Raw genomic sequence first — 11,771 nt, forward strand, 5'->3', positions numbered from 1 at the left:
CTGCAGGAGCCCACTCCCGCAGGCGGTGCGACTTTGCTACGTTCCTCCCGGATCGGCCGCCCACGGCTTTTCTGCCGGCAAGGTTCGCGACGGAGGATGACGGATGGGACTGTTCGACAAGCTCAAGGGCGAGCTCATCGACATCGTCCAGTGGCTGGACGACAGCCGCGACACGATCGTGTGGCGCTTCCCGCGCTACGAGAACGAGATCAAGATGGGCGCCCGGCTCGTCGTGCGCGAGTCGCAGGTCGCCGTCTTCGTCAACGAGGGCCAGGTGGCCGACGTGTTCACGCCGGGCACCTACACCCTCGAGACGAACAACCTGCCGATCCTGTCGACGCTCTACGGCTGGAAGCACGGCTTCCACTCGCCGTTCAAGGCGGAGGTCTACTTCGTCACGACGCGCCTGTTCACCGACCTCAAGTGGGGCACGGTCAACCCTGTCATCGTGCGCGACACCGAGCTCGGCATGGTTCGCCTGCGCGCCTTCGGTGCCTACGCGCTTCAGGTGACCGACGCGAAGGCCCTGCTCGGCCAGCTCGCGGGCACCGACCCGCAGTTCCGCACCGAGGAGGTCGGCGAGTACCTGCGGCAGACGATCGTCGGCCGCATCGGCTCGGCGCTCGCGACGGCGCAGGTGCCGCTGCTCGACCTCGCCGCGCACCAGCAGGGCATCGGCGACCGCCTCGCCCAGGCGCTGACCACCGAGCTCGCCGAGCTCGGCATCGCGATCCCCCGGTTCGTCATCGAGAACATCTCGGTGCCGCCAGAGGTCGAGGCCGCCCTCGACAAGCGCACCCAGATCGGGCTGGTAGGGGACCTCGACACGTTCACCCGCTTCCAGACCGCCACCGCGATCGACCACGCCGCGCAGAACGTCGGCGGCGGGGCCGGCGAGGGCATCGGCCTCGGGCTCGGCCTGGCGGTCGGGCAGCAGATGGCGGCCACCCTCGCGCGCCCAGCCGGCGTGCCCGTAGCCACGCCGCCGCTCACGCCGCCGTCGCTGCCGGCAGCCGCGCAGTGGTACTTCGCCGTCGGCTCCGAGCGGCAGGGACCCGCCGACGACGCAGCGATGGCCGCGGCGGCGGCATCGGGAACCCTGCGCGCCGAGACGCTCGTCTGGCACGCGGGCCTGCCCGCCTGGACCCCGGCCTCGCAGGTGCCGGCGCTCGCGGCGGTGCTCGGTAGCGTCCCGCCACCGCTGCCGCCCGCACCGCCGACGGCGGCGCCGTGAGCTCGCCGACCGCCGCCACCCTCCAGTACCCCTGCGAGGCCTGCGGGGCGTCGGTCGCGTTCGAGCCCGGCTCGAGGGTGCTGCGCTGCGGCTACTGCGGGCACGCGCAGGGCATCCCCGAGCCGACGCGTCAGGTGCGCGAGCACGCGCTCGACGAGCTCGCCGTGCTTCCGCGCACTCCCGTCGCGCACCTCGAGCACCTGCAGGTGGTGTGCCCCCGCTGCGGCGCGACGACGACGAGCACGCACCTGTCGCAGGCGTGCCCGTTCTGCGGCGCCCCGCTCGTCGTGGACACGGCTGCGTCCAGTGGCGCGCTGGTACCCGACGCCGTCCTGCCCTTCGGCATCGACCGCACGGCCGCCCGCACCGCCTTGGTCGCGTGGACCCGCTCGCGCTGGTTCGCGCCACGCGCGCTCCGCTCGGTCAGCACCGCCGAGTCCGTGCGCGGAACGTACGTGCCGCACTGGACGTTCGACGCCGACACCGAGACCGACTACACCGGGCAGCGCGGCGAGCACTACTGGGTGACCGTCACCACCACCGACTCCGAGGGCCGCGCCCAGTCCCACCAGGAGATGCGCACGAGCTGGCACCGGGCCGCCGGCACCGTGCGCCGGCTGTTCGACGACCTGCTCGTCGTCGCGACGCGCGCCCTGCCGATACGGATCATCAGGAAGCTCGAGCCCTGGCCGCTCGGCGACGCCGTGCCGTTCTCGCCCGACTACCTCGCCGGGCACGACACCCTCCGCTACGACGTCGAGCCGGAGACCGGCCTCGAGGAGGCGAAGGCCGTCATGGCCCGCCGGATCGAGGCCGACGTGCGCGATGACATCGGCGGCGACGAGCAACGCGTGACCTCGATGGACACGTACTACCGCGCCGTCACGTACAAGCTCGTGCTGTTGCCCGCGTGGCTCGCGGTGTACGTGTACGCGGGGCGCACGTTCGAGGTCGCGATCAACGCGCTCACCGGAGAGGTGCTGGGCGAGCGCCCGTGGTCGGTCGTCAAGATCGTGGCGGCGGTGCTCGCGGTGCTGCTCGTCGTGCTCGCCGTCGTCCTGGTCGTGCTGCAGGAGCGCACCGGGTCCGTGCTCCCGACAGGTCCCTGAGCCAGCCCGACGGCGTAGTCTCCCCGGAGTGACCCTGGACACATCCCTCGACGAGCGGCGGCGTTCCCGCGAGGAGACCCGCGTCGCCCCCGCTCACGCCCGCTCCTGGCTGCTGCTCTCGGCCCTGCGCGACGACGCGTTCGACGCCGCTCAGCTCTCCCGCGCCGACCAGGTTGTGCTCGACTGCGAGGACGCCGTCGACGACTCTCTGAAGGACGTCGCGCGCGCCAAGGTGCTCGACTGGTTCGACCACGGCGGCCAGGCCTGGGTGCGCCTCAACGAGCGGGGAAGCGGCGCCTGGGCCGACGACGTGCGTGCCCTGCGCGACGCGCCCGGCCTGCGCGGCGTCATGCTCGCCAAGACGGAGAGCGCCGACCAGGTGGTCGATACGGTCCAGCGGCTCGGCGGGCACCTGCCGGTGATCGCGCTCGTCGAGTCCGCACTCGGGATCGAGGAGGCCGTCTCGATCGCCCGCGCGCCGGGCGTGTTCCGTCTTGCGTTCGGCTCGGGCGACTACCGCCGGGACACGGGCGCCGCGAACGAGCCGCTGGCGATGGCCTACCCGCGCTCGCGCCTCGTGACCGCGTCGCGGATCGGCAACCTGACGGGCCCGATCGACGGCCCGACCGTCGGCACGAGCCACCCCGTGCTCCGCGAGCAGTCGGGCGACGCCGTCGACCTCGGCATGACCGGCAAGATCTGCCTCGACCTCGAGCAGCCCGGCGTGGTCAACGAGTGCTTCAGCCCGTCACCCGCCGACGTCGCGTGGGCGATCGACTTCCTCGCCGACTTCGAGGCTTCCGGCAGCGTGATCCGCGACGGGTCCGACAAGCCGCGGCTCGGCCGCGCCCGCCTGATCCGCGAGCGCTCGGTCCTGTTCGGCATCAACCCGAGCTGATTCGGGCGACGCGGGGCCCTGCCCGCGCCCGCGCGCGGGCCTCGCCGCCGACCCAGGCCTGCATCGCGGGCACGGCCCGGGTCACGGTGACGCCGACGACACCTCCCGGCCCGGGCTCGCACTCCGCCAGCAGCCCGTGGTTGCGGCCCACGGCGTCGGTCGCGGTGGCACATGGGTCGAGCCCGTCGCGCAGTGCCGTCGCCGCGGCGAGCGCACCCAGGTCAGCGGCCGACTGGGCTGCACCTCGCGCTCGTTGCGCCGCGCCGAGCGCGGCGAGCGCGAGCCCGAGCATGAGCACCACCGCGGCGAGCCCGAGGACCAGCACGGTCCCGGCGCCGCGTTCCGCGTCATGCGGTGTTGTTGTGCCCATCACGGCTCCACCCACGCCGTCGCCTGCGCACTGGCACGCAGCGGTGCGCTCGCGAACCAGCCGCCGCCGACGGGCCGCGACACGTCCACGACCACCCACGTCCCGTCGCGCTCGAACCTCGCCGTCGCCTCCGGTCCGCCAACCTTCTCGATCACCAGCCGCACCTGCTCCTCGTCCTGCCCGATCGCCAGAGCCCGCGCCCCCGCGCGGGCCGCGTCCTGCGCGCGCATCTGCGCGCCGGACGCGGCCGCGAGGGTGAGCACCGCGACGAGCAGCAGGGCCACGACCGGAAGCCCCACCGCAAGCTCGGCGGTCACCGCGCCACGCTCGCCCTGGGCGCCGGGCCTCCTGCGTGCCGCTGCACTCGTCACGGCGCTCTCACACGACCGACAGGGCGGTGGTGATGAGGTTCTCCAGCAGCCCCCGCACCATGTCGCTCTTGAGGATCGCGATCAGCAGCCCGGCCAGTCCGGCCGCGCCCAGCGTCGCGACCGCGTACTCGGCCGTCGCCATCCCCGCCTCGGGCCCGTAGGCCCCCGTCTTCTGCTCCAATGCCGTCCCCTCTCGTCGGCGTGGCGGCACGGTGCCCCCACGCCTCCCTCGACCCGGCGATCGCCGGGACGCCCTTCACCCGCGGGCCTATCCGCGCGCCGACCCGCGGGCCTGGCCCTCGGTCAGCCCGTGAGCAGATCGACTCCCAGGGCCAGCAGCACCGGCGCGAGCCCCACCAGCACGAACGCGGGCAGGAAGCACGCGCCGAGAGGCAGCACGAGCCGCACGCCGAGCCGCGCCGCGGCGGTCCGCGCGGCGTCGCGCCGGGCGCGCCGCAGCTCGTCGCCCGCAGCGCGCAGCGCCGCACCGGGAGCGGCCCCCTCCTCCCACGCCGGCCGCAGCCCCCGGCCCACCACCGCGAGGCGCGCGGGCGCGCCTCCCCATGCCTCCGTCCACGGCGCCCCGAGCCGCAGGGAGGCGGCGACGCCGCGGAGAGCCATGCCGTCCACTCCGCCGACGGCGTCCCCGGTTGCCTGCAAAGCGCGCGGGACGCCCGCACCGGCGGAGAGGGCCGCACCGATCAGCTCGAGCAGGACGGTCACGTCCACTCCCGCTCCGACCTCCGCCGCCCGCTCGGCAGGCGGCGCGACCGCCAGCAGCAAGCACCGCCGTCGGGCCGCGACCGACATGAGCACCCACGGCGAGACCGCGAGCAGCCCGACGACTGCGCCGAGCGCTGCCGCCGTCATGTCGTTGCTCCGCCAGCCGTGCACGTCGACGTCACGCCGCTTCTCCCGCCTGCCGCGCGGCCTCGACGAGCCGTCCCGTCCACCACCGCCCGGCCGCGAGCAGCACCAGCCCGCCGCCCACCGCTGCGCTCCCCAGGCCTCGGTCGGTCGCGGCTGCCCACGGGTCGGCCCCGAGCGCCCAGCCGAGCAGCGCCCCGGCGGCGGGGAGCCACAACAGCACGCGCGCCGTCGCACGCGGGCCGGCGAGTGCGGCCTCGCGTTCGGCGGCGGCCTCGGCCTGCGCGGCGAGCGTGTCCGAGACCGCCTCGAGCACGCGTCCGAGCGGCGCGCCGACCGTGAGCGCCAGGCGGGTCGCCGCAGCGACCGCTCGCGAAGGCTCATCCCCGACGACGTCGGCGAGGGCCTCCACGTCGGGCACCCCGAGCCCGTCGACCGGCACGCCGGCCGCCCGCGTCCACGCTGCCCCGGGCGGAGCCCCGGCCCGCAGCAGCGCCGCGACCTGCGCGACGACGACCCGCACCGCCCCTCCGTCGCCGAGGTCGGCTCCGGCGGGCCGGCGCTGGCCCCAGATCCGGGATGCGGACCCTCGAGCGACCACCCCACCTCTCCGCCCCTCGAACCACGCACGGACTCCGCCCCGAGCGCGGTTGCCTGCAGGCCTGCCGAGCACGGCGACGGCGCCACGCCCGGCGCGTTCGAGCGCCGCTCCTACGGCGATCGCGACGGCGGCCCCCGCCGTGACCGCGTCCCCGCTCATGCTTCCCACCGCCCGGTAACCTGCTCCCACGCGCGCTCGTCCTCGACGATCGGCCGTGCGCTCGCCCCGTCCCACCGCGCCGCCGCGTTGACCACGAACCCGTCTTGCTCCCGGTCCACGACCCCGACCGCCGCGACGAACCGACGCCCGCGCTCGCGCCGCACGTGCAGCACGACGTCGACCGCGGCGACGGCTTGCGCGGCCACCGCGTCGCGCGGCATCCCGGCGAGCGCCGCGAGCGCCTCGAGCCGCGCCGGCACGTGCTCGACGGCGTTGGCGTGCAGCGTCGCGAGGCCGCCGTCGTGCCCCGTGTTCATCGCCAGCAGCACCTCACGCACCTCGGCGCCGCGGCACTCGCCGACGACGATCCGGTCGGGACGCATCCGCAGCGCCGCCCGCACGAGCTCGGTGAGCCCGACCGCCCCCGCGCCCTCGACGTTCGCCCGGCGGGTCACGAGCGGGACCACATGCGGGTGCGCAGGCGCGAGCTCGCGCGCCTCCTCGACGGTGACGAGACGCTCGTCGTGCGGCACCAGGCCGAGCAGCGCCGCGAGCAGCGTCGTCTTGCCGGTGCCGGTCCCTCCGGAGATCAGCGCGTTCGCTCGCCGTGCGACCAGACCGCGCAACAGCCCTTCCCACGCGCCGGGCACCGCACCGCCGGCCACGAGCGCGTCCAGGCCGAGCGTCGACTGACGCAGCACACGCAACGACACCGCCGCCCCCGCCGGGACGACGGGCTCGACGACGGCGTGCAGCCGTGTCCCGTCCGGGAGCCGCCCGTCGCACACGGGCGCGGCGTCGTCGAGTCGCTGCCCCGCCAGCGCGGCGAGCCGCACCGCGAGCGCCCGCACCGCGGACGGCGTACCGAGGTCGAGCCCGGCGCGCTCGAGCCCGCTCCCGCGGTCGAGCCAGACCTCGCGCGGGCCGTTCACCAGGACATCGGTGACGCCGGGCAGCTCGAGCAGCGGCTGCAGCGGCCCGGCACCGGCGAGCTCGGCCCGCGCCGCACGGGTCAGCTCACGCAGCGCGTCGGAGCCGAGCACCCGCCCGCTCGCCGCGAGCGCGGCGCCCACCGCGGCGTCGTCGACGTCCTGGACCCCCAGCCGACCGCGCACGTCACCGAGCAGGTCGTCGTCGAGCACGCTCATCGTCGGCCCCGGGTCAGACCGGGGGCCGCGCCGGCGAGCATCGCAGCCAGCTCCGCCCCCACCTTGCCGAGCCGCGTGCCGCGCCCCACGCGCGGCCCCTCGCCCCGCTCGATCGCGCCGGCGAGCGACCGGTCCTCACCGGTCTCCGCGGCGACCTCGAGCCCGGTGAGCGCCGAGAGGTCGGCGGGGTCGACCCGCCCGGGCCCCGGGCCGCGGACCACGAGCCGGACGCGCCCGGCGCCGCCGCCCGCGGGAACACGCTCGAGCGCCCGCGCCACGGCCACCGCCCCGGCGGCACCGGTCATCGTCGCCGGCGTCACCACGAGCACGTCGTCGGCGTCGGCGAGCAGCGCCCGCGCCGCCGTCCTCCAGGCACCCGGCCGTGGGAGATCCGCGATGACGGCCTCCCCCGAGCGCAGCAGCGCCGCGCACACGTCCAGGACGACGTCGTCTTCCGGCGCCGCGGGCGTGAACCGGGCCGCGGACAGCACCGGCACGGCGCCCCACCGCGGCAGGGCGGCCAGGAGCCCGCGGCCGTCGACGTCGCCGCGCGCGTCGGCGAGCTCGGGCCAGCGAGCGCCGGGCTCGTCCTCGATGCCCAGCAGCACCTCGATGCCGGCACCGCCGGCGTCGAGGTCGACGAGCACGCCGCGCCCGCCCGTGCGCCGGAGCCCGTGCGCCACCGCGGCGGCGACGCTCGAGGTGCCCGCCCCGCCGCAGGCGCCGACGACCGCGACCAGTGGTGAATCTCCCATGGCCGCCACCCTGGCGTCGCGGGCGCTGGTCGCCGCGACCCGAGCCGGTCACCTGTGCACAACCGGCCCGAGCATCTCCCTGGGTGCAGCCTCCCCGCGCCCTACACGCTCACGACGACCGACCCGGCCGCTCGCAGCTCCTTCTCGCGCCGCAGCGCCGGCAGGAAGCACAGCGCGCCCACCGTCGAGAACGCGCCGCCCAGGACCATCGCGACGGATGTCGAGACGGCGTCCGCCGTCCACCCCAGAACGGGGGCCGCCACACCGAACGCCGCGAACCCGAGCATCGACGCCATCGACAGCACCGTGGTGCGGTTGCCCGCCTGCGCCTCCCGGTGCAACAGCGTGTTGTAGGCCGGGCCTCCCGCACCGTGGAGCCCGTACGTCGCCAGGTACGCGACCACGAGCGCCGCCGGACCGAGCGCGAGCCCCATCCACACCGCGCCCAGCCCGTTGAGCACGCGGGCGGCGAGCGCCGTCCGCGCGACCCCGAACCGACGTGCCGCCAGCCCGGCAAGCCCCGCTCCGCCTGCGAACACGGCCCAGCCCACCGAACCGACGGGCCCCATGACCGCGCCCGCGCGTGCCCCGCTCCCGAGCAGCTCGCCCAGCCGGATCGGCATGAACGACTCGAACACCACCATGCCCACCGACCAGAACACCTCGACCAGCAGCAGCGCTCGCAGCACCCGGCTGCCGCGGGCGAGCCGCAGCCCGTCGGCGACGACACCAGGCGCGCGCCGCGCCGCCGCGACCGCCGCCGCGAGCCCGCGGGACGTGACGCCGTCGCGCGCGGGCTCGTGGAGCAGCAGCGCCACGGCCGCCAGGTGCACCACGGCGAGCACCGCATAGACGACGTACGGAAGCGTGAGCGCGGACCACGCGGCGATGGGGTGCCACCAGATGAGGCCGCCGGAGACGAGCGCGCCGAGGGCGATCGCCCCGCCGAGCACGGCCGACTGCAACGAGAGCGTGCGGTCGACGTCGGCGCCCGGGTGCGTGACGTGCACGGTGTCGACGAACCACGCTTCGAGCGGCCCCGAGTCGAGCGCCCGGAACACGCCCATGACCAGCGCGGACGCCGCGAACACGAGGAACGACTGCGCGGCAGCGAACAGTCCCGCCGCGACCACCTGGGCCACCCCGGCGGCCACGAGCACGGGCTTGCGCCCCAGCGCGTCGGCGGTGCCCGACGTCGGCAGCTCGAGCAGGAACACCGTGAACCCGCCGACCGACGCCAGCGTCAGGGTCTGCGCGACCGTCAGGCCGCGCTCGATCGGCAGCAGCGTCGTCACGCTCACGACGAGGCCAACGGGGAACCAGCGCGTGGCGGTCAGCAGCAGGAACACGCGGCGCGCAGCGGACGGGGTCGTGGTCATCGGTCCTCCTCGGGCGGGTCGAGCTCGAGGTCGAGCGGCATCGACACGTGGTAGAGGTCGACGCGCCGCGCACGGGCGTCCCCCTTGCCGGCGTCGCGGTAGCGCAGGACCACCTGCTCGACCTCCTCCTTCATCGCGGTCAGCTGCTCGGGCGTCACCGTGACCCAGACCTCCTCCATGCCGAGCGCGTCCTGCCAGGTCTCGGGCCAGGTCTCGGCGACATCGAGCCACTGGGCGTACCGGGCGTCGAACCCGTGCTGGTAGTCGCGGACCAGCCAGCCCATCGCGGTGCGCGCGTCCTCGTCGTCGGCGAAGGCGGAGTTGCGCCAGCCGTGGCTCTGCGTGGTCGCGGCCCACAGCCGCTCCTTGCCCCGGCCCTCGCCCGTGTCGGCGACGAGCCCGACCGCCTCGAGCCGGCGCAGGTGGTAGCTCGTTGCTCCGGAGTTGGTGCGCAGCTCCGCGGCGAGCGCGGTCGCGGAGGCCGGCCCGCCTCGCCGCAGCGCCGACAGGAGCCGCGAGCGCAGCGGATGGGCGAGCACTTTGACGGACTCGGCGGTGAGGTCGACATGGGTGTACGGACGCTCCGACATGTCTGCACAGTAACTCTGCACAACTCTTGTGCACAAGAGTTCTGCACACGAGGGAGATAATTCCCGTGCTCGTCGCACGCCCCCGCTAGGCTCGCCTGGTGAGCCGTGCCGCCGCCTTCTTCGACCTCGACAAGACGATCATCGCCACGAGCGCCTCGGCCGCCCTCTCGCGCCCGTTCTACCAGGGTGGCCTCGTGACCCGTGGCGACGTGCTGCGGACCGCCTACGCCCACTTCCTGTTCGTGGTGGGCAGCGCGGACGCCGAGCAGACCGAGCGGATGCGCAAGCACCTGTCGGAGCTCGCGGCCGGCTGGGAAGTGGAGAAGGTCCGCCAGATCGTCGCCGAGACCGTCCACGACGTCATCGACCCCTACGTCTACGCCGAGGCCGTGGACCTCATCGCCGAGCACCACGAGCTGGGCCACGACGTCGTCATCGTCTCGGCGTCGGGCGCCGAGCTGGTCGAGCCCATCGCCACCGTGCTCGGGGCCGACCACGTCGTCGCCACGCGCATGCTGGTCAAGGACGGCAAGTACACGGGAGACATGGAGTTCTACGCGTACGGCGACAACAAGGCCGTCGCGATCCGCGAGCTCGCCGAGCAGCACGACTACGACCTCGAGCGCTCCTACGCCTACACGGACTCGATCACCGACACCCCGATGCTCGACGCCGTCGGGCACGGCTTCGTCGTCAACCCGGACCGCACGCTCCGCCGGCTCGCGGCCGAGCGAGGCTGGGGCGTGCTCGCGTTCTCCCGCCCCGTCGCCCTGCGCACGGGCCTCCGGCCGCCGACGCCGGTGCTGGTCGTGGCGGGTGCCCTGGCCCTGGCCGCGGTGGGCGTCCTGGTGTGGCGGGCGACCCGTCGACGCTGACCGCCGGCACCGATCAGCGAGCGCCGGGCCGCCTTGCAGAACGAACGCAGCAGGCGTGTTATGGAGTCACAACAACACATCGGTAGGGCACGGAACCCACGCCAAAGATAGTCCCCTTAGTGGACACTCCGGCGGGCCAGGTCCCGTGACGGAGCAGGACAAAGGCGCCTGCTATTTGTGCCCTCTGGGCGAGCGCGGCACCCGGTCGACTACGACTCCCGGGTGCCGCAATCGTGCGTTCCAGCACGTCCGCGCCCTTTCGCCCCTCCGTTGCGCCCTAGCGCCAGGCCCCGCGCTGGTATTGCGGCGGCCACGCCACCGCGTCCCCGAGCTCGCGCGCGGCACGCAGCGGCCAGTGCGGGTCGCGCAGCGCCGGACGCCCCAGCAGCACGGCGTCGGCGGCGCCGTCGACCAGCACCTGCTCCGCCTGCTCGGCCGACGTGACCAGGCCCACCGCCGCCACCACGAGCCCCGACAGCTGCCTCACGCGGCGCGCGTGCGGCACCTGGTAGCCGGGCGCAGCCGGGACCTCCGCCGGCACGAGCCCACCCGTGGAGACGTCGACCAGGTCCACGCCGTGGGCGCCCAGCTCCTTGGCCACCGCGGCGACATCGTCGGGCTCGAGGCCACCCGTGGTCCAGTCGGTCGCGGAGACCCGCACAAAGAGAGGCTTGCCGTCGGGCCACGCGGCCCGCACGGCGTCGGCGGTCTCGATCAGCAGCCGCGCCCGGTTGCCGGGCGTGCCGCCGTAGCCGTCGGTGCGCTGGTTGGTCAGCGGCGAGAGGAACTGGTGCAGCAGGTACCCGTGCGCGGCGTGCAGCTCGACGACGTCGAACCCGGCCGCGTGCGCGCGGCCGGCCGCGGCGGCGAACTGCTCGGGCACGGCCGCGACCTGCTCCGGCGTCATCGCGGCGGGCGCCGCGTACCCAGGGAAGGCGAGGCCGGTGGGGCCGAGCGTCGGCCAGCCCCCCTCGGCGGCCGGGACCGAACCCTGCACCGGCGACCATGGCCGGTAGGTCGACGCCTTGCGCCCTGCGTGCGCGAGCTGCACGCCGACGAGGGCGCCCTGCTCGTGCACGAACTCGGTGATGCGCCGCCACGCGGCGACCTGCACGTCGTCCCACAGCCCGACGTCCTGCGGCGAGATCCGCCCCTCGGGCACGACGGCGGTGGCCTCCGCCAGCAGCAGCCCGAACCCGCCAGCGGCACGGGCGCCCAGGTGCACCAGGTGCCACTCGTTCGGCACGCCGTCCACGGCGGAGTACTGGCACATGGGCGCCAGCCAGGCGCGGTTCGTCACGGTCAGGTCGCGCAGGCGCAGGGGCTCGAACAGAAGGCTCACGGTCCCACCCTAGGAACCGTCGCTGCAGGCACGACCCCACCTCGGGTGTGATCTCGGCCTGTGAGCGCGGTCA

General features: G+C 75.0%; 14 protein-coding genes. 4 read left to right on the top strand and 10 right to left on the bottom strand.

Going from position 1 to position 11,771, the window contains the following annotated elements; genetic code table 11:
* The first annotated feature begins 103 nt into the window (after positions 1–103).
* Genes ACO4JP_RS17430 through ACO4JP_RS17440 form a run of 3 tightly spaced genes read left to right on the top strand, consistent with a single transcriptional unit; the run spans position 104 to position 3,241 of the window.
* The gene (locus ACO4JP_RS17430) at positions 104–1,234 is read left to right on the top strand and encodes an SPFH domain-containing protein (RefSeq protein ID WP_425955231.1); all 1,131 of its coding nucleotides are present in this window, start codon (positions 104–106) and stop codon (positions 1,232–1,234) included.
* Entirely contained in the window at positions 1,231–2,343 is a 1,113-nt protein-coding gene (locus tag ACO4JP_RS17435) for a hypothetical protein (RefSeq protein ID WP_425955232.1), read from the top strand. Before ACO4JP_RS17430 ends, ACO4JP_RS17435 begins: the two co-directional genes overlap by 4 nt.
* A 28-nt stretch (positions 2,344–2,371) precedes the next feature.
* Positions 2,372–3,241, top strand: a complete 870-nt coding sequence (locus ACO4JP_RS17440) for an HpcH/HpaI aldolase/citrate lyase family protein (RefSeq protein WP_425955233.1) — start codon at positions 2,372–2,374, stop codon at positions 3,239–3,241.
* On the opposite strand, the gene ACO4JP_RS17445 is transcribed toward ACO4JP_RS17440, so the two are convergent.
* The 9 genes from ACO4JP_RS17445 to ACO4JP_RS17485 form a co-directional block, all read right to left on the bottom strand.
* Positions 3,228–3,611, bottom strand: coding sequence for an Rv3654c family TadE-like protein (locus ACO4JP_RS17445; RefSeq protein ID WP_425955234.1), 384 nt, complete (start codon positions 3,609–3,611; stop codon positions 3,228–3,230). The two genes, ACO4JP_RS17440 and ACO4JP_RS17445, sit on opposite strands and share 14 nt — an antisense overlap.
* The gene (locus ACO4JP_RS17450) at positions 3,611–3,928 is read right to left on the bottom strand and encodes a TadE family type IV pilus minor pilin (protein ID WP_425955235.1); all 318 of its coding nucleotides are present in this window, start codon (positions 3,926–3,928) and stop codon (positions 3,611–3,613) included. Before ACO4JP_RS17450 ends, ACO4JP_RS17445 begins: the two co-directional genes overlap by 1 nt.
* Positions 3,929–3,989: 61 nt before the next feature.
* Positions 3,990–4,163, bottom strand: coding sequence for a DUF4244 domain-containing protein (locus ACO4JP_RS17455; protein WP_425955236.1), 174 nt, complete (start codon positions 4,161–4,163; stop codon positions 3,990–3,992).
* Positions 4,164–4,285: 122 nt separating this feature from the next.
* Positions 4,286–4,852: a type II secretion system F family protein gene (locus tag ACO4JP_RS17460; protein WP_425955237.1), complete on the bottom strand. Its 567-nt coding sequence runs from the start codon at positions 4,850–4,852 to the stop codon at positions 4,286–4,288.
* A gap of 31 nt (positions 4,853–4,883) precedes the next feature.
* Positions 4,884–5,609: a type II secretion system F family protein gene (locus ACO4JP_RS17465; protein ID WP_425955238.1), complete on the bottom strand. Its 726-nt coding sequence runs from the start codon at positions 5,607–5,609 to the stop codon at positions 4,884–4,886.
* Entirely contained in the window at positions 5,606–6,757 is a 1,152-nt protein-coding gene (locus tag ACO4JP_RS17470) for a TadA family conjugal transfer-associated ATPase (RefSeq protein WP_425955239.1), read from the bottom strand. The genes ACO4JP_RS17465 and ACO4JP_RS17470 overlap by 4 nt, the downstream gene beginning before the upstream one ends.
* Positions 6,754–7,512, bottom strand: coding sequence for a pilus assembly protein FlpE (locus tag ACO4JP_RS17475; protein ID WP_425955240.1), 759 nt, complete (start codon positions 7,510–7,512; stop codon positions 6,754–6,756). Before ACO4JP_RS17475 ends, ACO4JP_RS17470 begins: the two co-directional genes overlap by 4 nt.
* Before the next feature lie 101 nt (positions 7,513–7,613).
* The gene (locus tag ACO4JP_RS17480) at positions 7,614–8,891 is read right to left on the bottom strand and encodes an MFS transporter (protein WP_425955241.1); all 1,278 of its coding nucleotides are present in this window, start codon (positions 8,889–8,891) and stop codon (positions 7,614–7,616) included.
* Positions 8,888–9,481, bottom strand: a complete 594-nt coding sequence (locus tag ACO4JP_RS17485) for a winged helix-turn-helix domain-containing protein (RefSeq protein ID WP_425955242.1) — start codon at positions 9,479–9,481, stop codon at positions 8,888–8,890. Before ACO4JP_RS17485 ends, ACO4JP_RS17480 begins: the two co-directional genes overlap by 4 nt.
* A gap of 98 nt (positions 9,482–9,579) precedes the next feature.
* On the opposite strand from ACO4JP_RS17485, the gene ACO4JP_RS17490 reads away from it, so the two are divergent.
* Positions 9,580–10,356, top strand: a complete 777-nt coding sequence (locus tag ACO4JP_RS17490) for an HAD family hydrolase (RefSeq protein ID WP_425955243.1) — start codon at positions 9,580–9,582, stop codon at positions 10,354–10,356.
* 277 nt (positions 10,357–10,633) lie between these two features.
* Here ACO4JP_RS17490 and ACO4JP_RS17495 read toward each other — a convergent pair whose 3' ends face one another.
* Positions 10,634–11,698, bottom strand: coding sequence for an NADH:flavin oxidoreductase/NADH oxidase (locus ACO4JP_RS17495; RefSeq protein WP_425955244.1), 1,065 nt, complete (start codon positions 11,696–11,698; stop codon positions 10,634–10,636).
* Between the last annotated feature and the right edge of the window lie 73 nt (positions 11,699–11,771).

It is taken from the genome of Xylanimonas sp. McL0601, from assembly GCF_049852175.1.
GTDB lineage: Bacteria > Actinomycetota > Actinomycetes > Actinomycetales > Cellulomonadaceae > Xylanimonas.